A 22,113-nucleotide genomic window follows, 5' to 3' on the forward strand; every position below is an offset into this window, starting at 1 on the left:
TGCGAGTGAAGTGCGCCCGAAGGGATTCGAACCCCTAACCTTCTGATCCGTAGTCAGATGCTCTATCCGTTGAGCTACGGGCGCATGCCTGTGTTCAGTTATATAGCCCCGGCGAACCGGGGTGTGGCGGAGGCGAGAGGATTTGAACCTCCGGTCCCCGTGAAGGGACAACTCATTAGCAGTGAGTCCCATTCGGCCGCTCTGGCACGCCTCCTGGAGCCTTCTCTTCGAGGGCACCGGTCCTTTCGAACCGCCGAACAGGAAGGTTACAGTAGCCTACGTCCAGATCGCAAAACGCCAGGTAATCACCGAAGATTGCTGTCGAACCAGTCGAAAATCCGGGTCTGGGAATCGATGAGATCGAAGTCGTCGTCGCCGCCGGGTCGGTCGGCGCGGTGGTGCAGGCCGGGATAGGTCACTACGAGACTGGCGACCGCGGCGCGGGCGGTGGCGTCGCGGAGTTGATCGACTTGGGCGGGCGGGGTGTCCGGGTCGTCGGCGCCGAACAGTCCGAGCCACGGGGCCTGCAGATTGGGTGCCGCGCGGATGAGGGCATCGGCTTCGTCGGTGAGCGGTTCTACGATGCCGGATGCGGCGACGCTGACCGCGGCGCCGACGGGCCTATTGGTCGCCACCAGGAAGGCCGCGGTGCCCGCATGGTCGAAGCCGAGCACGCCGATGCAGTCCGGGAAGACGCCGCGGCGAGTCAGCCAGTCGAAGCAGGCGTCGAAATCGTCGAAGAGCTCGTCGCCGAAAACCTCGTTCGCCGGCTCGCCGTCGATGCGATGGAACAGATCGGGCGCGACCACCGTCCAGCCCTCGGTCGCCAGGGCTTTCATGAGTTCCAGCAATGGCCCGGTGAACTCCCGGGCTTCGTACAGCATCACGATGCCGCCGCGCGCGGCGCGCTCCGGCTCGGCCACCGTGATGGGCACATGTGCGCGCGGGGTCCGAGGCCGATCGTCGGTCGATTGTTTGGGGTCCGAACCGGAAATGATGTCGTCGCGACTACGTAGCGGCGCAATATCGTCGTAAATGCCCGACATGAAACAAGAGTAGGTGGATCTGCTGATCTTCGCGAGAAATTGCACGTGAGCGGGCCTGACGCGCAGATTTTCCGGTACCCGGCATATGGTTGAACGGTGACAGCGCACATCCGGCCGGACCTCGATTCGATCCCGGCGTACGTCCCCGGCCGCAACCATCCCGGCGCGGTCAAACTCGCCAGCAACGAGACCACCTTCGGTCCGCTCCCGTCCGCGGCGAAGGCCATCGCCGAGGCCGCGGAACTGGCGAACCGCTATCCGGATAATCAGGTCACCGAGTTGCGCGCGGCCCTCGCGGACTTCCTCGGCGTCTCTTCGGCGAACGTGGCGGTCGGGTGCGGCAGCGTCGCACTGTGTCAGGAACTGGTGCAGATCACCTGTGACGCACCGACCGACGAGGTGCTGTTCGCTTGGCGCTCCTTCGAGGCGTATCCGATCGTCACCCAGGTCGGCAATGCGACCGCAGTGCAGGTGCCGCTTACGCGAGAGCATGTGCACGATCTGGATGCGATGGCCGCCGCGGTCACCGAGCGCACCAAGCTGATCTTCGTCTGCAATCCGAACAACCCGACCGGCACCGCGGTCGGCGAGGCTGAGCTGATCCGCTTCCTGGATGCGGTCCCCGAGCACGTGCTGATCGTGTTGGACGAGGCCTACTTCGAATACATGCGGCTCACCACAGAGCAGCGCCCGAATGGTGTCGAGCTGGGGCGCAATCGACCGAATGTCGTTGTGCTGCGGACCTTCTCCAAGGCGTACGGTCTGGCGGGACTGCGCGCGGGTTATGCGGTCGGTGATCCGGCGGTGATCAGCGCGCTGATGAAGGTGCACATCCCGTTCAGCGTGAACCGGGTCGTGCAGGCCGCCGCGATCGCCTCGCTGGAGGCGCGGCACGAACTGCTCGATCGCACCGACGGTCTCGTCGTCGAACGCGATCGGGTGCGCGACGCACTGCTCGCCGCGGGCTACGAGGTGCCCCCGAGTGAGTCCAACTTCCTGTGGCTGCCGCTGCGCGAGCGCAGCGCCGAATACGGCGAGGTGAGCTCGGAGGCGGGGGTGCTGCTGCGGCCGTACGGCACCGATGGCGTGCGGGTGACCATCGGTGATCCGCATGAGAACGAGCAGTTCCTGCGGTTCGCGACCGATCCGGATGTGTTGGCGCGCTTCGGAATCGCCTAGAGGCCCAACGCCTTCGAGATCGTCGGCCATGACGAACCCAACTCGTCGGCCCAGTACGGCCACGAATGCGTCCCGGTCGCCCGGAAGTTCGCGGTCACCGGAATTCCGAGCGCGGTGAGCCGATCGGCCAGCCTGCGGGTGCAGAGATTGGTCGCGGCCTCCAGTGGTCCGCCGAATCCGATGGTGCTCACCACATCCGGGTTGTTCGGGGTGTCGTATTTGCCGGGCAGTCCGCTGCCGACCGACAGATAGATCGCCTTACCGCGCAACGCTTCCGCGTGCAGTAGCACGTCATGGTCCAGCCAGGCGGGATCGTGCTGATCGCCGAACATATTGTCCGGTCCGCCACGGTAGGTCGCGATGACCGCGCGAGCCTGCGCCTGTCCGAGATCGGTTCCCATCGAGAAACACCCGCTGTGCGCCGCCACCGCCGTGTACAGCTTCGGCTGCCGGAAGGCCAGCATCATCGCGGCCTCGGCGCCCATGGAGACGCCGATGACGGCGTTGCGTCCATTGCCGTTGTACTCGGCGTCGATCAGTGGCGGCAGTTCCTTCGTCAGGAAGGTCTCCCACATATTGGTGCCGAGCACCGGGTCCGGGCGCTGCCAGTCGGTGTAGAAGCTGGCCGGTCCGCCGACCGTCAGCACCACGTTCACGTCTTTATCTTCGAAGAACTTGTCCGCGTGCCCGAGCTCGGTCCAGTTATTGCTCTCCGCCTCGGCACTGCGCCCGTCGAGCATGTAGACGGTCGGTCGTGGATGGTTCTGCTCACGCGGCAGCAACACCTGCACCTCGACGGCGCGACTCATCGCAGGCGAATTCACCCACACCCGCAGCCACCGGTCGTTGATGGGCACGATCCGATCGATCGAAGCGCGTGTCACGCCGGGAACGGTCGGCTCCGCGGGGGAGGGACCATCCGCCGAGCCGGTATTCGGGCGCGGCTGATCGCCCGGCGCTGCTAGCACCTGGGGTGGGCCGAACATCGCCGCACCGGCAATCAGTGCGACGCTAACTATGGCGCTGGAGACCCAACGCCGCACCTCGCGCCGAGACAGCATGCTGCCCATCCTGCCAGAAATACGAAAGTGGGCGCGCCAGCCATGAACACGCCGGTCGGTATGTGTTGTCAACTACCCGGAATGGCCACTTCGCGGCAAGGTCACTCTGCCAGCGACGACGGCTTCTCGACCAGCCGCACTACCGGCGCGAGCACCCGGTTCAGCAGACCCGGCTGTCCAACCGCGCTCGAGCCGCGCCTCGGCGAACTCGCCCTGCCGCATCCACCGGAAGACGCGCCAAATGCCCAGTAGCGAGGCGCGATTCAGCAGTCCGATGATGATCAGGAGGTGCCCGAGATACTGGTGCCCTACCGTCCCGTCCAGTGCTACAGCCGCGAACTGATCGACCGACGGTACGGCGCACACAACGTACACCTCAGTCCGATCCGGACGGATCGGCAAATAATTGCTCGTGCCAGCCAGATTTCGAACAGGCATTACGTCGAATTAGGGCACACGGCCAGCACACCGGTCTTAGGCTGCATGCGGGCGTTTTCAGGCGTCGATTGGGACGAGCATGATCGTGGACAGCAAACGGCAGCAGCCAGGTCATGCTGCTGCGCGCGTGCCCGGCAACCCGACAGCCTGCGTGACCCCGCTTCCTGAATCGTCTGCCGCATGGCGGTTCTCCGCAACGCGGAGGCTATCGCGCGGTCCCCCGGCGTAGCCCGGTGTCAGCCGCGCTCCGCGCGCGAAATTCTCTGCTCGATCAATCCCTGTCTGTCTAGCCGCAGTACCTCGTGCCCGACCGGAGAACACCGTGAATCAAGCGTTACCTGTCATATCGCTCGAAAGTGCCGCTGACACATACCCTTTCGGAATCGAAAGGCGGATGCGGGAGTGCGATGAGTTCTTCCGATTGCCTGAACTCGCGCATCTATCCGCGAACCGCCGCCGCACCGCTTTGGAGCAACTCCACCAAACCGGCAGCTACGTGCAGACCGCCGAGGAAATCCTCATCGGCGCCAAACTCGCGTGGCGTAACCACGCCCGCTGTGTCGGGCGAAAACACTGGCGATCACTGAAACTGCTCGACGCACGGCGGGTGCGCTCGGCCCGCGACCTGGCCGAGGTCTGCTGGCAGCACCTGCATATGGCGACCAACGGCGGCGCCATCCAATCGATGATCACCGTCGGGCCACCGCGTCAGGCCGACGGCCGCGAATTCCGCATCGTCAGCCCACAACTGATCCGCTACGCCGGTTATCGCAACGGCGACGGCACCGTAACCGGTGATCCGGCCAATATCGCGATCACCGAATTCGCGATGAAGCTCGGTTGGCGTGGTGCGGGCACGCCCTTCGATATCCTGCCCGTGCTCATCAGCACCCCGGACGAGCCGATCCGCTGGTTCGACATCCCACCCGAACTGGCCCGCGAGGTCGAACTCGAGCATCCCGAATTCGACTGGTTCGCCGGGCTCGGCTTGAAATGGCATGCGCTGCCCGCTGTTTCGAATATGAATCTGGAGGTCGGCGGCATCACCTATCCTTTCGCGCCGTTCAACGGCTGGTACATGGGAGCCGAAATCGGCGCACGCAATCTCAGCGACACCACCCGCTACAACATGCTGCCGCTCATCGCTGAAATGATGTGCCTGGACACCAGACACGAGCGTTCACTGTGGCGGGATCAGGCGCTGGTCGAATTGAATCACGCTGTGCTGTACAGCTTTCGGAAGGCGGGAGTGTATATCGTCGACCATCATACGGTTGCCAAACAGTTCTGCGACCACGTCGATCGAGAGCAGGCAGCGGGCCGCAAATGCCCTACCGATTGGAGCTGGGTCAATCCACCGATTTCGTCGGGCGTGACCCCGACCTTTCACCGCTACTACGACGAACCCGAGCCCGATCTGCGCCCGAATTTCGTACGGCGGGACTTCGGCGGCGAAGCCGAAATCTGATCTCCGTTCGGCAGCGGTGGTTGCGGTTGATGGACAAGAATGAGGCCATGGCACGGCGTCCCATGGATTCGAAATGGGAAGAATTCGGCGCGCATCTCGAAGGTGCGCCGGGGCGGCTGCCGGTCGAGGTGCGGCGGTCGATTCGGGCGCGGGCCGCGGGGGAAGAAGGGGCCGCCGCCGGGGTCCCCGATGATCTAGCCGACTTCGTCGAACTGGTCGCCGAACGCTCGTATCGGCTCACCGAAAAGAACATCACGATGCTGGCCGAAGCGGGTCGCAGCGACGATGAGATCTTCGAGGCGGCCGTGGTCGCGGCCTACGGCGCCGCCGATCGACGGCTTCGCGCCGCCCGCCGCTGCTGGGAGGGGCGGTAGAAAATGTGGCTCGACGCAGTCGAATCCGGCCAGGAACTCCCGGCCCGAATCATGTTCGCGACCATGCGGCGGTTCGGTCGTACCGAGGTTCCCGCGGTCATGAAGGTCGTCTGCTATCGCAACCGCTACTTCGGTACCCCGCTTTCCGACCTCATCCAGGACGCCATGCGGGGGCCGTCCTTCTGGACCGTCGCCGAACGCGAAATCTTCGCGACAAGGGCCTCGCAGTTCAATGAATGTCCCTTCTGCGTGTCCGCCCACCATGGCATCGCAGCTGCTTATATCGCTGAAAATCTGGTGGACGAAGCCCTGGCCGACGGCGATGACTCACCCTTGCGTCCCGAAGCCGGCGCCATGCTCGAATTCGTCGGCAAAATGGTGCGCGACCCCGATGGCCTCAGTCCCGGTGACGCCGACAAGGTCCGCGCGGCCGGAGTCACCGCCGAAGCCTTCGACGAAGCCCTCTGGGTAGTGACCCTTTTCAATGTGATCAACCGAGCTATGAATGCCGTTGGCGCCGAAGCGCTCGAAGCCAGCCAAGCCCAGATCGGCGCACGCTTCATCAAGGCATTCGGCTACCGAACCCCACCTCCGGTGCGCTACCTTTCCCGCGGCGCTCGATAACTGAGCAGGCTTCCGAGATCGGCCGATATCGATCGTTTTGCCGTGGCGACCGATCCCACACGGCTGGCTCCTGTCGATCAAGTGTGTTCTCGGGTAGCGCCGGGACTCGCTGCTGGTTGCTGAATTGACACGCAAGCGCGGCTCGAGATCGTGACGAAAGTCTGACGCCGTGGCCAGGTTGCGGCGAAAGCCACCGGACTGGCAGCAGAATCAGCGGCATGACCTCGGTAAACGATGGAGTGGTTAACGGGCGGGTTGGGCACTGCGATCTGGGGTGGTGCTGATATGCGGGTCTTGCTGACCGGCGCGGCGGGGTTTATCGGGACCCGGGTGCATCGGGAGTTGGTGGGGGCGGGCCATGAGGTGGTGGCGGTTGATCTGATGTTGCCCGCGGCGCATGGGGTCGGCGCGGTTGTTCCGCAGGACGTGCGGGTGGTTGACGTGCGGGATGCGGCTGCGCTGGATTCGGTGCTGCGGGGGATCGACGTGGTTTGTCATCAGGCCGCGGTGGTCGGAGCGGGGGTGAGCGCGCAGGATGCGCCCGCTTATGCGAGCCATAACGACTTGGGGACCGCGGTTTTATTGGCGGCGATGGATCGGTCGGGGTGTCGGCGGTTGGTGTTGGCATCGTCGATGGTGGTTTATGGGGAGGGGCGCTATCGCGGGGTTCGGGCCGTCGAGGTCGGGGTGCGCAGGCGCGGGGATCTCGAGAACGGCATGTTCGAGCATCGGGATCCGGATTCCGATGAGGTGTTGGGGTGGGAGCCGGTGCCGGAGACCGCGCCGTTGCGGCCGCGGAGTCTTTATGCGGCGGCGAAAGTGGCGCAGGAACACTACGCGTCCGCATGGGCGGCGGTAACCGAGTCCGGGGTCACCGCATTGCGCTATCACAATGTCTATGGTCCCGATATGCCGAGGGATACACCGTATTCCGGAGTAGCCGCGATTTTCCGGTCCGCGCTGGAGGCCGGTAACCCGCCGCAGGTTTTCGAAGATGGCCAGCAGGCGCGAGATTTTGTGCATGTCAGCGATATCGCGGCAGCGAATCTCGCGGCGGTCGAATATGCGCATTCCGGGTTCGTTCCGCTCAATATCGCCTCGGGACGTCCGATCACCATCGGCAAGGTCGCCAGTGCCTTGGCCGCGGCGCGCGGTGGTCCCGAACCGGTGATCACCGGACGCTATCGCCCCGGCGATGTGCGGCATATCGTCGCGAGCCCCGAACAGGCACGACGCATTCTGGGATTCACCGCGCAGGTGGATCCACTCGACGGCCTGGCCGAGTTCGCGTTCGCACCGCTGCGCGCGGTTGCGGGGGCGGGCGCGCCGGTGGCGTAGTTCAGTTTCCGCTGAGCGGTAGCCGAACTTCGAAGCGACAGCCCTGCTCGCGGTTCTCGGCGCTGATATCGCCGTGGTGGGCTTCGATCAGACCCGCGGCGATCGCGAGCCCCATACCGCTGCCGGAGGACACGCCGTCGGAGGCGACGGGGGAGCGGGCGGCGGTACCGCGGTAGGCGACTTCGAATATTCGTGGCAGATCGGCTTCGGAGATGCCGGGGCCGGTGTCGTCGACGCGCGCCCAAGCCTGACCGTTGGAGGTGCCGGCGGATATCGCGACGCGGCCACCGGGTGGAGTGTGGGCGATGGCGTTGGAGACCAGGTTGGTCAGCACCCGGCCGAGGGCTCGATCACTGGCCGCGACGACGATTTCGGAGTCGGGCTGTTGCGCATGCAGCTGGACTTCGGCGCGTTCGGCATTCGGTCGGTTGGCGGCCAGTACCTCATCGATCAACTCGCGCAGATCGACCGGCTCCAGCTCCAAACGCAGCGCGCCCGCATTGATCTTCGACATTTCGAACAGATCGTCGACCATGACCGAGAGCCGATCCGTTTCGCGCACAATCTGTTCCGCGTAACGCGCCACATCGTCGGTACCGCTGACCACGCCGTCGGACAGGCCCTCGGCCATCGCGCGAATACCGGCTAGCGGGGTCCGCAGGTCGTGGCTGACCCAAGCGACGAGTTCGCGACGGGAGCGCTCGGCCATCCGCTCTTGCTCGCGAATCTGCTTTTCCCAGACGGTCTTTCGGGCCTGCTCGCGACCGAGTAGCAGAGCGGCGGGCACGGTGACCGCCGCGACGACCGCGAGTACGACCGCCGTGCGCTCGAGTTCATCGGTGAACATCAACCCGCTGACCCCGATAATGCCCGCTAACGTGGACAGCGTGGGGATCAGCACCAACACAGCCATACTCGAGGTCATGGAGCGATTGCTGGTGGCGCGCAGGATTCCCGCGCCGATGGCAACGATCGGCAGCGAACAGCCGAGCGCGTAGCCGATCAACTGGAGGGTGTTCTCAGGCACTGTATTCTCCATTCCGACCCCAGATATAGCCGCGGCCCCACACTGTCTCGATCCGGTGCCGGGCACCGAGTTTCGCTCGAAGACGTTTGATATGCACGGTGACGGTGGACAGGTCGCCGAAATCCCAACCCCACACCTTGGCCAGCAGTTCCTCCCTGCTGAACACCTGGTGCGGATGACGCAGCAGGAAGACGAGCAGATCGTATTCGCGCGCGGTCAGGTCGACCGGCCTGCCGTCCACCAGCGCCGATTGCGAGCCCGGTCGCACCTCGACCGCACCGTCGCGCAGTACCTGCGTGCTCGGCTGCCGCGTCGCCTGCGAACGTCGCAGCACCGAGGCGACCCGCAAGGCGAGCTCGCGGGCGCTGAACGGCTTGGTGACGTAATCGTCAGCGCCCGCCTCCAGACCGAGTACGCGATCATCCTCGTCGCCGAGTGCGGTGAGCAGGATGATCGGGGTGTCCGGGCGCGGGCCGGAACGCACCGCGCGACAGATTTCGATGCCGTCGGGAGCGGGCATCATCACGTCGAGGACGGCCAGTTCGATGGGGTCGCCGGTGGGTTCGGTGAGTTGCGCCATGGTCGAGACGCCGTCCGCGGTCTCCACGACGGTGCGTCCATCGCGTTCGAGATAGCGTCGCACCACATCACGGACCAGCGGGTCGTCATCGGCGATCAGAATGCACATGGATTACCAATTCGTCAGGATCGTGTGGGCGAGTACGAGTGTGCCGAGCGCTTGCAGAAACAGCCAGGCGCGGGCAGTGGACCGCGGCAGAAACGCGGTCGCGGCGAGTAGCCAGAGGTCGAACGGCAGCCAGATGCGTTCGGTCTCCGCCTTGCTCAGGCCACTGAGGTCTGCCACCAATATCGCGCACAAGGCCGCCGTCACCAAGAGCGCGGCCGCATCGAATGGTCTGCGCAGCGCGCTCGGTAGACCACCCGCGGTAGCCAGACCGACCGCGCAGACGGTGGCGGCGAGGTTCGCCCAGACCCAGTACGCGTACGGACGCTCGGAGGCGATGCCCTGGTAGTAGCGCTGCACCACCAGGTGATAGCCATCCAGCCACCAGAAACCGGCCACTGTGAATGCCACGACGACGATCAGCGCGCCGAGTACGGCAGGTAGCAGCGGCCTAGTGGTTCGGCCCGCGATCAGGACCGCGACGGCGAGGACGGCCATGATCACGAGGCCGTAGCTGAGGTAGATGCCGAGCCCGAAAAGCACACCGGAGCCAACGGCGATCCGCGGCCGCCGGATCGCGATCGCCAGCAGCGCCACCGCCCACGCCGTTACACCCGCGAACATGGCGTCCGCCGAAACCGCGATCCACACTGCGGCGGGCGCTATTGTCAAAAATGGCAATGCCTTTCGCGCTCGATCCTCGGCACCGAGCGCGCGCAGGGTGACCGCGACGGCGACGATCGCGCTGGATCCGATCACAAGACAGGCCAGTCCCGCCCACCCTCCGCCGCGCACGCCGATGCGATCGAGCAGGACGAAGAACAGCAGCGCGCCGGGTGGATGCCCGGAGACGTGGGTCGTCCAGGAATCCGGTTCGAAATCCAGGATCCGGCCGGAAAATCCGCGCAGCATGGCCGGGATATCGCGGACGCCGGGCACCTCGTGCAGATATTCGTGGCCGTCGGTGAGTCTCGCGACGAATCCGCGCTGCCAGCCATCGATCATAGCCAAAGCGAAAGCCCAGGCCAGAGCGGTCAACCAAGACACCGCAAGCAGCCGTCGCCACGGCAGCGACTCGGCCACGGCGGGTCCGAATCCGATGACAAGTAGCGCGATAGCGACGGCCGGTACCGAACCCCAGCCGACATGCGGCAACCAGTTGCCGAAGATGGGAGCCGAACCCGCGTAGAGCTTGCTCCGCCATTGTTCGCTGGCAATTCGCGGGACCAGGAATGCTGCCAGGGTGAGTGCGGCGGCAATGCCTGCCCCCAGATACTCGGCACGTATCCGGCCGCGCGGCGCTGTCGCGGCCTCCTTCACGTCATGCACGAACCTCACGATAGGGCCGAGGTGCGTGGAAAACCGGTGCTCCATCGGTTCTGGATGCGGATGTCACTGTTTCGTCACCACTTTTGCGGCCACGATTCGATCGCGCTGGCATAGCGTCGGAAAGGTGACCGAGACCCTCCATAATCCGGACGGCGTGACCGTTGTTATCCCGTGCCGAGACGAAGCTGAGGCGTTGCCAGATGTGCTCGCGGCCATCCCGGCCGGATTCCATGCGCTGGTCGTGGACAATGGCTCGACCGATGCGACAGCCGAGGTGGCCCGCCGCTGCGGCGCCGCTGTCGTATCCGAAGCCCGGCCCGGATACGGGGCTGCCGTGCAAGCCGGGATCGCCTCGGCAAGAACGGATTTAGTCGCCTTTCTCGATGGTGACGGATCGATGGACCCGGCGGAGTTGCCGCCGCTGGTCGAATTGGTGCGTTCGGGTGCCGATTTGGCGGTCGGACGGCGCAAGCCGGTGCGTCGGGGTGTGTGGCCGTGGCATGCGCGGCTCGGCAATTCGGTAATCGCCGGGCGACTGCGTCGCCGGTACGGGCTACCCGTGCACGATATCGGCGCCATGCGGGTGGCTCGCCGCGCCGCACTGCTCTCGCTCGGACCGTTGCACACGCGCTCCGGCTATCCATTGCAACTGCTGATCGGTGCGGCGGGAGCAGGGTGGCGGGTGGTTGAGCGCGACATCGCATATCGGCCACGAGCGGGTGGCGTCTCGAAGGTATCGGGGTCGTGGCTCGGGACCCTGCGCGCGACCCGCGACTTTCTGGTGGTGCTGCGATGAACTACTTTCGTCCCTCGCCCATCGCCGCGACACTGCTCGTGCTGGCCAAGGCCCCGATTGCCGGCCTGGCCAAAACTCGTCTGACCCCGCAACTTTCACCGCGTGAGGCCGCACGAGTCGCCGCTGCCTCGCTGATGGACACCTTGGAGTCGATGTCGCGCAGTCCGGTCGCACACCACATCGTCGCGTTCACCGGAGAGCTCGCCGATGCGGAGTGTGCGGACGAAGTAGCGAGGGCGCTAGTTGGCTTCGAGCTGATTCCGCAGCGCGGCGCATCTTTCGGTGAGCGCTTGGCCAATGCGCATGCCGATGCCGCGCGCTACGGGCTGCCGGTTTTGCAGATCGGCATGGACACACCGCAGATCGGTCCGGAGGTGCTGAGCTGGGCCGCCCGCGAACTGGTATTGCGCGGCGACGCACTGCTCGGCCCCGCCGACGATGGCGGCTGGTGGGCGCTCGGGCTGCCGACACCACAGCCGGCGCGCATACTCGTCGACGTTCCCATGTCGACGGAACGAACCGGTGAGCTCACCCGAGAAGCCTTGCAGGACTGCGGACTTCGGGTGCGCTCGCTGCCGCGATACAACGATGTCGACACCTTCGCCGACGCACTCCAGGTGGCACGCGAATCCGATGGGCGGTTCGCGCGCTTGATCCATCAGTTGCACCACGCCCTGCTGGCACATCGATGAGCGATATCTTCGATCTCGCGCTGGCGGGTGAGGATTGCTGGGTGCGCGATGCGGACGGACGGCGTCATCCCCTGCGCACCCGGCGCTGGCTGGGCTTCGACGATGCCGACCGTCCGGCCGATGCTGTGCTGACCTGCTGCTGTGATGGACCGACGCTGGATCTGGGGTGTGGTCCGGGTCGGTTGGTGGCATCGCTGCTGCGCCGGGGGATCATCGCCCTGGGTGTCGATATCTCGCCGATGGCCGTGGCTACCAGCAGATTTCGCGGTGCACCCGCGTTGCAGCGGGATCTGTTCGGGCCGCTGCCCGGTTCGGGACGTTGGTCCTATGCGATTCTCGCGGACGGCAATATCGGGATCGGTGGCGATCCGGTCCGCCTGCTGACTCGAGCGGGCGAACTCCTTGCCCGCAACGGCATCGCGGTGGTCGAATTCGCTCGTCCTGGTGCCGGTGTGGTGACGAATCCGATTCGGCTCGAGACGAGAGACCGAGTGGGGGAATGGTTTCCGTGGGCCCGGGTGGGGATAGATCGCGCGGAAGAGCTGGCCGCAGCAGCGGGGTTCCGCGTGGTGGCGGCGGTGGAGGTGTCCGGACGGCATATCGCTTGGTTGCGATGGGGCCCTGATCGAGCAGTCGGTGGGTGATATGAGGATTGGGGGACAAGCGGTTACCTCGCGCTTACTCGTGACAACCGCACGCGGACCCGAGGTCGCGAGTCGGGTCGGGATCGCTCTCGGCAGCGCGATACTGCTCTGTTTCATCACCGGTTTGCTGAGTCACTGGATTCAGCATCCGCCGAGCTGGTTCTGGTGGCCGGCCCATCCCGTGTGGCTGTATCGGGTCACCCAAGGCACCCATGTGATCTCGGGTGTCGTAGCGATCCCGCTGCTGCTGGTGAAGCTCTGGGCGGTGTACCCCAGGCTGTTTCAGCGGCCGATCATCGGTTCGCCATTGCGAATCCTCGAACGTGGTTCCATCGCGATCCTGGTCGGCGCGGTCCTCTTCCAGCTATCGACCGGGCTTCTCAATATCGCCCAGTACTACCCGTGGAAGTTCTTCTTTACCACCGCGCACTACGCCATGGCCTACGTTGCCATCGGTGCGCTAGCGGTGCATTTATCCGTCAAGCTGCCCATCATCCGAGACGCGCTGCAACGTTCGCTCGTCGAACCAGACCCCGAGGTCCGTCCGCATATTTCGCGTCGAGCAGTGCTGACCGGTGCGGGTCTTGCCGCCGTGGCTGCGGGCTTTGCCGTTGCCGGGCAGACGATCCCGTTTCTGCGCTGGGCGGCCGTACTGGCCCCGCGCAGCGGACATGGGCCGCAAGGGGTTCCGGTCAATCGGTCGGCTGTGGCAGCGGGCATTGGTGAGCCTGCGAGTGACCCCGGGTACCGGTTGACGGTCACCATGGGCGATCGGAAGCGCGGCTTCACCAGGGACGAGCTGCTTTCCCTGCCGCAGACGCGGGCCCGTCTGCCGATTGCCTGCGTCGAAGGATGGAGTGCCGGAGCCGACTGGTCCGGAGTACGCCTGCTGGATCTGCTGGCAGTGGTCGGGGACTATTCCGGGGGCGATATCCGGTTCCGTTCACTAGAGCGAACCGGCATCTACGGGAGTTCGGTTCTCCCGCAGCGTCATGCCATCGACGACAGCACCTTGGTCGCTCTGACCATCAATGGTGAAACCCTCGATCTCGACCACGGCTATCCATGCCGTCTGATCGCACCCAACCGGCCCGGTGTCCTGCAAACGAAATGGTTATCCGAAATCGAGGTGCTGCCATGACGGTGGCCCGCATCGTGCTGCTCCTCATCGGTATCTGGCTCGGCTGGTACGGCATGAGCGCGTTATTCGACCTTCCCCCCAGAGATCTCGGCTCTGTCGCGATATGGTTCGCCGGCGGGATCTTGCTCCACGATGCGGTGTTCGCCCCGATCTGCGTCGCGGCCGGACTCACCGCTCGCCATCTTCTACCGCCTACCTGGTGGGCCGTCACCGCCTGCGGTGCCATCTGCTCGGTCGGCTTGGTCCTGATCGCCCTCCCGGTCCTCGACCGGCGCAACGCCATGTCGAGCAACCCGACCGTCCTGGACCGCAACTACACCTTTGGACTGGCGGTCGCCTTGGTCCTCGTCTGGTCGCTGGTTTTCATCGCCCACGCTGTGTCGAGCCGGTCCGGTCGAGGGCATGCGCACAGCCGGAAACCAGCCCTTCGACTACCGAAAATCGGGCGACGTGCCGCTCACGATGTCATTTCCACGAGGGCAGCGTCGGCAGCACACCACCCAGCTCGGCACCGTCGGAACGACCGAGCAGCCAAGCAAGCACCGCACAAGCGGGCCCGCTGACGGTGTGGTCAGGAGACCCACTCCCAACCGTCGCTGTGAAGCCCGTATCACTGGTTCGCGCTTCGAACGTGACTGCCGGTTCAGCCCCAGCGGCAATCCTTTTCGTCAGATCAGCAGCGGCTCGCGGCAGTAGCCGAGCAACGAAATCCGCTGGCCAGTCCGCAGGTTGGTAACCGGCCGCCAGATCCACATGATGGATCTCCACCTCTTGCAGCCGCATCCAAATGACCTCACTCGCCGGAATGGGCCGTCCCTGCCTGGTCCGAACGGTCGCCGTCCACGCCTGTTCGGGAATTGCCTCGGCAAGCGCCAGCCAGCGATTCGCCGCCGCTTCGTTATCGGCCAACTGCTCGGCAAGTGGCCGCGGCGCACCGGCCTCGATATCGGCATCCCGGATGAACATGCTCGCGTACTGCGGTGTTTCGATCCCCGTCCGTGCCCAGAGCAGTAAATTCACCAGACTGTCGGCGTTTCGCGCGAGGTGCGCGAGCAGATGCCCGCGCGTCCACCCGGGTAGCAGTGACGGCACGGTCACGTCATCGTCCAGCCCGCGAATGGTGTCGAGCAGACGGTTCGTCGCCGTGGCGACGGTTTCGAGCTGAACGGTGGTCTCCGGCGCGTCGCTGGTCACCGGATCGACATTAGCGATCCGAGCGCGGAATCGTCGCGCAAATCGCGTCAGCCTCGATCTCCACCAGCAGTGCTGGCGTGATCAGCGCCTTGATCTCGTACATCGACGCGGCGGGGCGGATATCGCCGAATACCTCGGCGTGCGCCTTCGCGACCTCGGGCCAGCGCGCGATATCGGTGACGAAGATGCGCGTGCGAACAACATCGGCAAAACTCGCGCCCGCCTCGGTGAGCGCAGTGCCGATGCGGCGCAGGGCTTCTCGAGTCTGCTCACCGATATCGTTCCCGCCGACGGCGTGGCCGCCGGGCAGCGAGGCCGTGGTGCCGCTGACGGCGACCGTATTTCCGACGCGAACCGCCCGCGAGTAGCCGACGATATCCTCGAACTCCGAACCCGACGCGATATTCATCCGATCACCCATGGCGAAAGCATGACACCAACGGGTCATTCGGACGTAGGGCTTTTGTCGGAGATATGCGGTAGGCAAAGATCGTGAAAGCGCACGCTCGTATCACCGCGGCACTGAAGAAGGCAGGCATCACCCCGGCCGCCAAGACCGCGAACCTGGATTTCGCCGCCCTGGTCACCAGCCTGAACGCCGACGGCGAATTCTTCGGTCACGATAAGATCGAGGGCGTCGCTACGCTCGACGGCGGCAAAACCCTATATCGCCAACGACAGCGATTTCGGCCTCGCCGCCAGCAAGGGCGAGCAGCCGCCTTTCGGACTCGAGCCCAAGACGCTGCCCAACGGCTTACCGGACACCGGCGAAATCCTCGAGGTCGATACCACCAAACTGCCCGCCGAACTCGACACCCGCACGGTCGAGATCAAGGTCGACTAACCCGAATCACTTTAGAACCATTCGCGGCCTTCCAGAATCACCGCGGCGGCCAATGTGATCAGCCACAGCGACATCGATCCGACCTGGATCCGCTGGGCGATGCCGAGTGCGTAATTGCCGGTCAGGTTGTCGGCGACCAACATCCACACGGTCGCCGCCGACCCGATCACCAGCACCACCAAACCGGCCTCGCGCAGAATCCGCCAGCGGTGATAGCGGAAGGCGGCCACGCTGAACGCGAAGGTCGCGACGGCGATAGCGGTGACCGCGATGCTGCTGGTCAGCGCGTGCGGCTGATGCAATTGCGGGAATAGTTCGCTACCACCGCTGCCGCATTCGGCATTGTCCTGCGGGGTGCAATCGCGCAGTGGGAGCAGCACATCGCCGATGGTCGCGGCGCCGAAGCACAAGAGCGCGACCCAGCCGATGGTGGTGAAGCTGCGGCGCGGAAATAACAGCAGCCCCGCGATCGCGGCGGGTATCAGCAATGCGCCGACGATCTTGTCGGCGGTAGCGAACAACTCGCGATGTGGTTTGCCCTCGGCATCGAGTTCGCTGAGGAAAGAGTTGACCGGATCGACGTCGATCTTCAGTACGAACTCCAGCAACCACGACGAATAGCAGAGTCCGGCGATCGCGATCGCGACCGCGATGAGCCCGCAGGCGACCCGGACGTGGCGTTCGGCGAGCCTCCGGCGATCAGTCACTGGACCATTCTCCGCCTTCTGGTTGGTCCGGTGTTCAATAGTAGGTGCGTGTGTCCGCACCAACCGGTCCTTCACACACCTCATTACCAACTCGAACACAGGCTTCTGTCAGGTCCATCCCCGATGGTTGGTAGATCTAAGGAGGTTCCCATGATCGCAATCACAACGGCCATCGCCGGAATGCTGGTGCTAACGGTAATGGCGGTGTCGGGCTACCTGGCCGCGCACGCGCCTCGCACGCTGGTTCGGGTGCGCGAACGCCGCTAGCGGTTGCCGGGCGCTCGAAAGAGTCACCTAGCGTCGCGCGGCCAATACGGCCTGGATCCGGTCGGCCGCCGTGATGGCGTCCTCGTGTTCCCACACTCGGATCACCAGCCAGCCCGCGGCCGCCATTGCCGCATCGGTGGCCCGGTCACGGGCCACATTTCCGGTCAATTTGTCGGCCCACCACTGTGCGTTGTTCTTCGGATCGGTCGCATGCTGCGGACACCGATGCCAGAAACATCCATCCACATACACCGCCACGCGCAGCCGGGGAAACACCAGATCCGCCCGTCGACGCTGCCCGCGCAGGGGTGAGCGATCGACGAAATAGCGCAATCCGCGTCGATGCAGTTCCCGCCGCAGCGCGAGTTCGGGCCGGGTGCCGCTGCGCCGCTGGCGGGCCAACCGCGCACTGGTCGCGGCATCGGTGAGCGGACGCCGAGCCGGGTTCATGACGTAGCAAATCTCATGCCGCCCACCCACCCATTCGATCGAGATGACTCTCGACGTCGGCCAGAAATCCGGGCGGGAACCGTAGATTGCCCATTCCAGTGCGCCGCAGGAACCCTGCGGTCGCCCGGGCCGAGAGCAGCCGCGAATCGGTGAGGAAATGATGCAGATCCTCATATGGCTCGTGCACCGGCCAGGTCGAAACCGGCACCCGATAGGCACTGCCCGCGCGACCCCACGCGGCAACCGGCCACGGCCGCCCCGGCGGCAACGGCTCATCGCCCGGAATCGGGTCCAGCGGTTCGGCCAATCGGGCACCCACCCAGGACGCCATCCGCACACTCACAGCATTCCCGATCAGCTTCCACCGGTGCCCGTGTCGAATTCCGGCCACCGTGGTCGCCGGTTCGGTCCAGTCGGCGTCGAAGCCCTGCAGGCGCTCACCGTCGATGATGCCCGGCGTGACGATCTCGCCCGATGGCAACCGAACCGCGGGCGGACTCGCGATCCCCAGCGCGGAACCGCCCTTGAGCGTCGGGATCGCATTCACCGCCCAGCCGAGCCCGCGCACACCCTCGGTCCAGTAGAAGCCGCACGGATCCTGTTCCGGGTCACCGAGATCGAGCGGTCCGGCATCATCGGCGAATAGCACCCGGCGCGGATCCTCGGTGCGCGAGGCCAGCATCAGCACCCGCTGACGGCGCTGTGGCAGCCCGAACGCGCGCGCGTCGACCACACGATATGCCCAGGTGTAGCCGAGCTCCTCCAGCGCGCTGGTGATGTGCCGCATGGCGGCCCCGCGACCCAGCTGCAGCATGAAAGGCACATTCTCGATCAACAGCCAGCGCGGCCCACGCTGACGGCGCACCAACCGGAACACCTCGTCCACGAGACCGGAGCGCTTACCTGTGATGCCCGCGGTGCGTCCGGCCTGCGACAGGTCCTGGCAGGGAAATCCGGCGGCGACCAGCTCGGTACCGGCGGGCAGGGCACGTAGCCGAGTGATATCGCCCTGCAGCGGAATTCCGGGAAAGCGCGCGGCGAGCACCGCCCGCGCACCGGGATCGATCTCGCACAGCAGCTCGGTGTGCCAACCGTGGTGGCCAAGGCCGAGCTCCAGCCCGCCGATACCGGCGAACAGCCCGACCATCCGCCCGCCCGTCACAGTCATCCCTTCTCGCGGTTGCTCGCGGATCGCTCGAACCACCAGCGCTGCGTATCCGCTCAGCAGGTTACTCGAGCCGTAGATGCGACGACCAGTGACGGCCACGGTAGTGTGTCGGGCACCCGATCCGACCGGATGCGCCGACAATGCTCACGGTCGGATCATGGTTTGCTCGGTCGTTCGATGACCTTCCACGCGCAGTTCCCGGTTTATCCCAAGAGTGACGCCAGGAAAGTGAGCGAAATGCAGATTCCGTCTACCAAGAACGGGAACTATCCCAACGTTGTAGTGACCAGTCTGGCGGCGACCACTTCGATCGCCGGTGATGTCGACTCGACTTGGAAGGGCCTGCTCAACGGTGAGAGCGGCATCGATGTCCTCGAGGACAGTTTCATCGAGCAGTTCGAACTACCCGTGCGCATCGGTGGACATCTGAAGGTCAAGCCGTCGGATTGCCTCACGCGGCAGGAGGCGCGGCACCTGTCGTATGTGGAGCAGATGGCCGTGGTGCTCGCGCGTGAAGTCTGGCGCAATGCGGGTAGTCCGGAGGTGGACAAGAATCGGCTCGGCGTCGCCATCGGCACCGGCGTCGGCGGGGGCGAATTCATTACGGCCGCGCGCGACCGGCTGCAGAACGGCGGCTATCGCAAGGTGTCGCCGCTGACCGTGCAGCGCATTATGCCCAACGGCTCGGCCGCCTGCGTCGGCCTCGAACTCGGCGCGAAAGCGGGTGTGGTGACACCGGTCTCGGCCTGCTCGTCGGGTTCGGAGGCGATCGCGAGGGCCTGGCAGATGATCGTGATGGGCGATGCCGACATGGTGGTCGCCGGCGGTGTCGAGGGTTCCATCCAGGCCGTGCCGATCGCGGCATTCACCATGATGCGCGCCATGAGCACCCGCAACGAGGACCCGAGGGCCGCCTCGCGACCGTTCGACAGGGATCGCGACGGATTCGTCTTCGGTGAGGCGGGCGCGATGATGGTCGTCGAAACCGAGGAGCACGCCAAGGCCCGCGGCGCGACGATTCACGCGCGGCTCATGGGTGCCGGGATCACTTCCGACGCCTTCCATTTGGTCGCACCCGATCTCGATGGCAAGGGCGCCGCGCGGGCGATGACCAGGGCCATTCAAAAGGCGGGGATCACTAAAAACGATGTCGGCCACGTCAATGCGCACGCGACCGCGACCCCGATCGGCGATACCGCCGAGGCGCAGGCCATCAATGCCGCAGTGGGTGATCATGTTTCGGTCTATGCGCCGAAATCCGCACTCGGCCATTCGATCGGCGCGGTCGGCGCGCTCGAATCGGTGTTGACGGTGCTCTCGGTACGTGACGGAATCGTTCCGCCGACACTGAATCTGGACAATCAGGATCCGGAAATCGAGCTCGATGTGGTCAAGGGACAGGCCCGCTCCGGACGAATCGACTACGCCGTGAACAACTCGTTCGGTTTCGGCGGACACAACGTCGCTATTGCTTTCGGGCGGTACTGAGCACGTCGGGAAGGCGCACCTGCTAGCCTTCCGGCACTTCGTTATCGACCTGTGTTCGGTGTAATCGCATGGCCCGAGTGCCTGCGTTGACAAAAGGATAAGGCGATGATCGACGAGACATTCGACGACTATCTGGACGATCAGGGCAATATCAAAATTCGTGGCAACAAGACCCTGATCGACTTCGTCGACAAGCACAGCATGGAGAACGGCGACGCGCTCGCCTACCGCTACATCGACTACTCGCGCGAGCGCGATGGCGAGTACATCGAATTGACATGGCGGGAATTCGGCGTTCGGCTGCGTGCCGTCGCGGCTCGGCTGCAGCAGGTGACCCGGACGGGTGATCGGGTGGCGATCCTGGCCCCCCAGGGGTTGGATTATGTCGTCTCGATCTTCGCGGCGGTTTACGCGGGCAATATCGCGGTTCCACTGTTCGATCCGGAAGAACAGGGCCACACCGACCGCCTGCACGCGGTGCTCGGCGACTGCAAGCCGGCGGCGATTCTTACCGTCGGTTCGGCCGCGGCCGGTGTGCGGAACTTTTTCCGGCATCTCCCGCCGGCGCAGCGTCCGCGCATTATCGCGGTGGACGCGATTCCGGACAGTGTCGGCGCGACCTGGGTCCGGCCGAATATCAATATCGACAGCGTTGCCTATCTGCAATACACCTCGGGTTCCACCAGGACCCCGGCCGGTGTCGAGATCACCCATCGGTCGGTCGGCACCAATTTGCTGCAGATGATCGATGCCATTGGGGTGCAGGAGAATTCGCGCGGCGTCACCTGGTTGCCGCTATTCCACGATATGGGTTTGCTGTCGGTGATCCTGCCGACCGTCGGCGGCGGATTCATCACCATCATGTCGCCGAGCGCCTTCGTGCGGCGACCGTATCGCTGGATCAAGGAACTGGCCGCCGCCTCCGACGGTGCCGGAACCTTCGCGGCCGCACCGAATTTCGCATACGAACACGCGGCCGCCCGCGGTAAGCCGAAAGCCGATGAAGAACTGGATCTTTCGAATGTGATCGGGCTGATCAACGGCAGCGAGCCGGTTTCGGTGTCGTCGATGCGGAAATTCAACGAGGCGTTCGCGCCGTACGGTCTGCCCAAGACCGCGCTGAAGCCCTGCTACGGGATGGCGGAGGCGACCTTGTTCGTCTCCGCCACCAAGGCTGAGGACGAGGCGAAGGTCGTCTATGTCGATCGCAATGAACTCAATGCGGGTCGGATGGTGGAAGTTCCGAAGGGCACGCCGAATTCGATCGCGCAGGTGTCCTGCGGTTATGTGGCGCTATCGCAGTGGGCGGTGATCGTCGATCCGGAAACCGGCATCGAACGCGGTAACGGCGAGGTCGGCGAAATCTGGCTGCACGGCGACAATATGGGTATCGGGTACTGGGGGCGGCCGGACGAAACCGCCGCGACCTTCCACAACACCCTGGTGCGGCGACTATCGGAGGGCAGCCACGCACAGGGTACCGATCCGGACGCGAAGTGGATGCGCACCGGCGATTTCGGTGTCTACCTGGACGGTGAGTTGTATATCACCGGTCGGGTGAAGGATCTGGTGATCGTCGACGGGCGCAACCACTATCCGCAGGATCTGGAATTCTCGGCGCAGGAATCCAGTACCGCACTGCGGCCCGGATTCATCGCGGCATTCTCGGTGCCCGCGAATCAATTGCCCGCCCTGGTATTCGAACCGGGCAGCCATTCCGGTCTCACCTTCGATGCCGACGACACCTCCGAGCAGTTGGTCATCGTGGCCGAGCGCGGCACCGGTGCGGCGAAGCTGGATCCGGGGCCGATCGCCGATATCGTGCGCGTTGCGATCGCACAGCGCCACGGCGTCACGGTGCGCGATCTGCTGCTCGTGCCAGCGGGTTCGATTCCGCGCACGTCCAGCGGCAAGATCGCCCGACGGGCCTGTCGCGCGGCGTATTTGGAGGGCACATTGCGCGGCGGTCATCAGCAGCAGGACTTCCCGGACGCGCCGGTGGACCAGGATCAAATGACCGTCTGAGCTCGGGTTATTCGACGGTACAATCGAAGTAACGGCCATCGGCGCCCGGGTATCCGGGCGCCGATGTCGTGTCGGTGTATTCGGGGGTGCTTGACCTCGAGCTTGCTCGAGGTTGTTGGCTGTGGACG

Annotated in this window: 21 protein-coding genes and 2 tRNA genes; 11 read left to right on the forward strand and 12 right to left on the reverse strand. The window is 64.9% G+C overall.

What is annotated here, in order from left to right; genetic code table 11:
* Positions 1–11 precede the first annotated feature (11 nt).
* From ACQP2U_RS01485 to ACQP2U_RS01495, 3 genes are all read right to left on the reverse strand, one after another.
* Positions 12–84, reverse strand: a tRNA-Arg gene (locus ACQP2U_RS01485).
* A gap of 40 nt (positions 85–124) precedes the next feature.
* Positions 125–214 (reverse strand) — tRNA-Ser (locus ACQP2U_RS01490).
* Positions 215–305: 91 nt separating this feature from the next.
* On the reverse strand, positions 306–1,046 hold the full coding sequence (locus tag ACQP2U_RS01495) for a dienelactone hydrolase family protein (protein ID WP_433713015.1): 741 nt from the start codon (positions 1,044–1,046) through the stop codon (positions 306–308).
* 96 nt (positions 1,047–1,142) lie between these two features.
* On the opposite strand from ACQP2U_RS01495, the gene hisC reads away from it, so the two are divergent.
* Positions 1,143–2,225, forward strand: a complete 1,083-nt coding sequence (gene hisC / locus ACQP2U_RS01500; RefSeq protein WP_433713017.1) for a histidinol-phosphate transaminase — start codon at positions 1,143–1,145, stop codon at positions 2,223–2,225.
* On the opposite strand, the gene ACQP2U_RS01505 is transcribed toward hisC, so the two are convergent.
* On the reverse strand, positions 2,222–3,286 hold the full coding sequence (locus ACQP2U_RS01505; RefSeq protein WP_433713019.1) for an alpha/beta hydrolase: 1,065 nt from the start codon (positions 3,284–3,286) through the stop codon (positions 2,222–2,224). The genes hisC and ACQP2U_RS01505 overlap by 4 nt on opposite strands.
* An 832-nt stretch (positions 3,287–4,118) precedes the next feature.
* Here ACQP2U_RS01505 and ACQP2U_RS01510 point away from each other — a divergent pair.
* The 4 genes from ACQP2U_RS01510 (at position 4,119) to ACQP2U_RS01525 (ending at position 7,528) form a co-directional block, all read left to right on the forward strand.
* Entirely contained in the window at positions 4,119–5,192 is a 1,074-nt protein-coding gene (locus ACQP2U_RS01510; RefSeq protein WP_433713021.1) for a nitric oxide synthase oxygenase, read from the forward strand.
* Between the two features lie 47 nt (positions 5,193–5,239).
* Positions 5,240–5,566 carry a hypothetical protein gene (locus ACQP2U_RS01515; RefSeq protein WP_433713022.1) on the forward strand — a complete coding sequence of 109 codons (327 nt, stop codon included), beginning with the start codon at positions 5,240–5,242 and terminating at the stop codon, positions 5,564–5,566.
* A gap of 3 nt (positions 5,567–5,569) precedes the next feature.
* Positions 5,570–6,190, forward strand: coding sequence for a carboxymuconolactone decarboxylase family protein (locus ACQP2U_RS01520; RefSeq protein ID WP_433713024.1), 621 nt, complete (start codon positions 5,570–5,572; stop codon positions 6,188–6,190).
* Positions 6,191–6,475: 285 nt separating this feature from the next.
* Positions 6,476–7,528 carry an NAD-dependent epimerase/dehydratase family protein gene (locus ACQP2U_RS01525; RefSeq protein WP_433713025.1) on the forward strand — a complete coding sequence of 351 codons (1,053 nt, stop codon included), beginning with the start codon at positions 6,476–6,478 and terminating at the stop codon, positions 7,526–7,528.
* A gap of 1 nt (position 7,529) precedes the next feature.
* Here the strand turns inward: ACQP2U_RS01525 and ACQP2U_RS01530 are convergent, their stop codons facing one another.
* Genes ACQP2U_RS01530 through ACQP2U_RS01540 form a run of 3 tightly spaced genes read right to left on the reverse strand, consistent with a single transcriptional unit; the run spans position 7,530 to position 10,569 of the window.
* Positions 7,530–8,555: a sensor histidine kinase gene (locus ACQP2U_RS01530; protein WP_433713026.1), complete on the reverse strand. Its 1,026-nt coding sequence runs from the start codon at positions 8,553–8,555 to the stop codon at positions 7,530–7,532.
* The gene (locus ACQP2U_RS01535; protein ID WP_433713027.1) at positions 8,548–9,243 is read right to left on the reverse strand and encodes a response regulator transcription factor; all 696 of its coding nucleotides are present in this window, start codon (positions 9,241–9,243) and stop codon (positions 8,548–8,550) included. Before ACQP2U_RS01535 ends, ACQP2U_RS01530 begins: the two co-directional genes overlap by 8 nt.
* A 3-nt stretch (positions 9,244–9,246) precedes the next feature.
* On the reverse strand, positions 9,247–10,569 hold the full coding sequence (locus ACQP2U_RS01540) for a hypothetical protein (RefSeq protein WP_433713028.1): 1,323 nt from the start codon (positions 10,567–10,569) through the stop codon (positions 9,247–9,249).
* Between the two features lie 124 nt (positions 10,570–10,693).
* Here ACQP2U_RS01540 and ACQP2U_RS01545 point away from each other — a divergent pair, with 124 nt between their 5' ends.
* The 4 genes from ACQP2U_RS01545 to ACQP2U_RS01560 are packed head-to-tail and all read left to right on the forward strand — an operon-like array spanning position 10,694 to position 13,842.
* A complete protein-coding gene (locus ACQP2U_RS01545) occupies positions 10,694–11,365 on the forward strand; it encodes a glycosyltransferase family 2 protein (protein ID WP_433713030.1) in 672 nt (223 codons plus the stop codon).
* The gene (locus ACQP2U_RS01550; protein WP_433713031.1) at positions 11,362–12,057 is read left to right on the forward strand and encodes a TIGR04282 family arsenosugar biosynthesis glycosyltransferase; all 696 of its coding nucleotides are present in this window, start codon (positions 11,362–11,364) and stop codon (positions 12,055–12,057) included. The genes ACQP2U_RS01545 and ACQP2U_RS01550 overlap by 4 nt, the downstream gene beginning before the upstream one ends.
* Positions 12,054–12,701: a methyltransferase domain-containing protein gene (locus ACQP2U_RS01555; protein ID WP_433713032.1), complete on the forward strand. Its 648-nt coding sequence runs from the start codon at positions 12,054–12,056 to the stop codon at positions 12,699–12,701. The genes ACQP2U_RS01550 and ACQP2U_RS01555 overlap by 4 nt, the downstream gene beginning before the upstream one ends.
* Before the next feature lies 1 nt (position 12,702).
* Positions 12,703–13,842 (forward strand): molybdopterin-dependent oxidoreductase, encoded by a 1,140-nt coding sequence (locus tag ACQP2U_RS01560; protein WP_433713033.1) that lies wholly within the window; start codon positions 12,703–12,705, stop codon positions 13,840–13,842.
* Between the two features lie 465 nt (positions 13,843–14,307).
* On the opposite strand, the gene ACQP2U_RS01565 is transcribed toward ACQP2U_RS01560, so the two are convergent.
* From ACQP2U_RS01565 to ACQP2U_RS01585, 5 genes are all read right to left on the reverse strand, one after another.
* A complete protein-coding gene (locus tag ACQP2U_RS01565) occupies positions 14,308–15,036 on the reverse strand; it encodes a maleylpyruvate isomerase family mycothiol-dependent enzyme (RefSeq protein WP_433713035.1) in 729 nt (242 codons plus the stop codon).
* Between the two features lie 10 nt (positions 15,037–15,046).
* The gene (locus ACQP2U_RS01570; protein ID WP_433713036.1) at positions 15,047–15,457 is read right to left on the reverse strand and encodes a RidA family protein; all 411 of its coding nucleotides are present in this window, start codon (positions 15,455–15,457) and stop codon (positions 15,047–15,049) included.
* Between the two features lie 434 nt (positions 15,458–15,891).
* Positions 15,892–16,587: a DUF998 domain-containing protein gene (locus tag ACQP2U_RS01575; protein WP_433713038.1), complete on the reverse strand. Its 696-nt coding sequence runs from the start codon at positions 16,585–16,587 to the stop codon at positions 15,892–15,894.
* A 294-nt stretch (positions 16,588–16,881) separates the two neighbouring features.
* On the reverse strand, positions 16,882–17,304 hold the full coding sequence (locus ACQP2U_RS01580; protein WP_433713039.1) for a very short patch repair endonuclease: 423 nt from the start codon (positions 17,302–17,304) through the stop codon (positions 16,882–16,884).
* A gap of 13 nt (positions 17,305–17,317) precedes the next feature.
* Positions 17,318–18,472, reverse strand: a complete 1,155-nt coding sequence (locus ACQP2U_RS01585) for a DNA cytosine methyltransferase (RefSeq protein WP_433713040.1) — start codon at positions 18,470–18,472, stop codon at positions 17,318–17,320.
* A gap of 237 nt (positions 18,473–18,709) precedes the next feature.
* On the opposite strand from ACQP2U_RS01585, the gene ACQP2U_RS01590 reads away from it, so the two are divergent.
* Positions 18,710–19,960: a KasA/KasB family beta-ketoacyl-ACP synthase gene (locus tag ACQP2U_RS01590; RefSeq protein WP_433713041.1), complete on the forward strand. Its 1,251-nt coding sequence runs from the start codon at positions 18,710–18,712 to the stop codon at positions 19,958–19,960.
* Positions 19,961–20,065: 105 nt separating this feature from the next.
* Positions 20,066–21,985, forward strand: coding sequence for a long-chain-fatty-acid--AMP ligase FadD32 (gene fadD32, locus ACQP2U_RS01595; RefSeq protein ID WP_433713042.1), 1,920 nt, complete (start codon positions 20,066–20,068; stop codon positions 21,983–21,985).
* Positions 21,986–22,113: the final 128 nt, after the last annotated feature.

Origin of the sequence: Nocardia sp. CA-084685, assembly GCF_050955785.1 — a bacterium.
In the GTDB taxonomy this organism is placed as follows: Bacteria; Actinomycetota; Actinomycetes; order Mycobacteriales; family Mycobacteriaceae; genus Nocardia.

Excerpts from the sequence above, each read along its gene's own strand:
- ACQP2U_RS01520 (WP_433713024.1), top strand. The coding sequence starts at position 5,570 with ATGTGGCTCGACGCAGTCGAATCCGGCCAGGAACTCCCGGCCCGAATC.
- ACQP2U_RS01580 (WP_433713039.1), bottom strand. The coding sequence starts at position 17,304 with ATGAACCCGGCTCGGCGTCCGCTCACCGATGCCGCGACCAGTGCGCGG.
- ACQP2U_RS01560 (WP_433713033.1), top strand. The coding sequence starts at position 12,703 with ATGAGGATTGGGGGACAAGCGGTTACCTCGCGCTTACTCGTGACAACC.
- ACQP2U_RS01590 (WP_433713041.1), top strand. The coding sequence starts at position 18,710 with ATGCAGATTCCGTCTACCAAGAACGGGAACTATCCCAACGTTGTAGTG.
- ACQP2U_RS01505 (WP_433713019.1), bottom strand. The coding sequence starts at position 3,286 with ATGCTGTCTCGGCGCGAGGTGCGGCGTTGGGTCTCCAGCGCCATAGTT.
- ACQP2U_RS01585 (WP_433713040.1), bottom strand. The coding sequence starts at position 18,472 with ATGACTGTGACGGGCGGGCGGATGGTCGGGCTGTTCGCCGGTATCGGC.
- ACQP2U_RS01515 (WP_433713022.1), top strand. The coding sequence starts at position 5,240 with ATGGCACGGCGTCCCATGGATTCGAAATGGGAAGAATTCGGCGCGCAT.
- fadD32 (WP_433713042.1), top strand. The coding sequence starts at position 20,066 with ATGATCGACGAGACATTCGACGACTATCTGGACGATCAGGGCAATATC.
- ACQP2U_RS01555 (WP_433713032.1), top strand. The coding sequence starts at position 12,054 with ATGAGCGATATCTTCGATCTCGCGCTGGCGGGTGAGGATTGCTGGGTG.
- ACQP2U_RS01570 (WP_433713036.1), bottom strand. The coding sequence starts at position 15,457 with ATGGGTGATCGGATGAATATCGCGTCGGGTTCGGAGTTCGAGGATATC.
- ACQP2U_RS01495 (WP_433713015.1), bottom strand. The coding sequence starts at position 1,046 with ATGTCGGGCATTTACGACGATATTGCGCCGCTACGTAGTCGCGACGAC.
- ACQP2U_RS01525 (WP_433713025.1), top strand. The coding sequence starts at position 6,476 with ATGCGGGTCTTGCTGACCGGCGCGGCGGGGTTTATCGGGACCCGGGTG.
- ACQP2U_RS01510 (WP_433713021.1), top strand. The coding sequence starts at position 4,119 with ATGCGGGAGTGCGATGAGTTCTTCCGATTGCCTGAACTCGCGCATCTA.
- ACQP2U_RS01535 (WP_433713027.1), bottom strand. The coding sequence starts at position 9,243 with ATGTGCATTCTGATCGCCGATGACGACCCGCTGGTCCGTGATGTGGTG.
- ACQP2U_RS01550 (WP_433713031.1), top strand. The coding sequence starts at position 11,362 with ATGAACTACTTTCGTCCCTCGCCCATCGCCGCGACACTGCTCGTGCTG.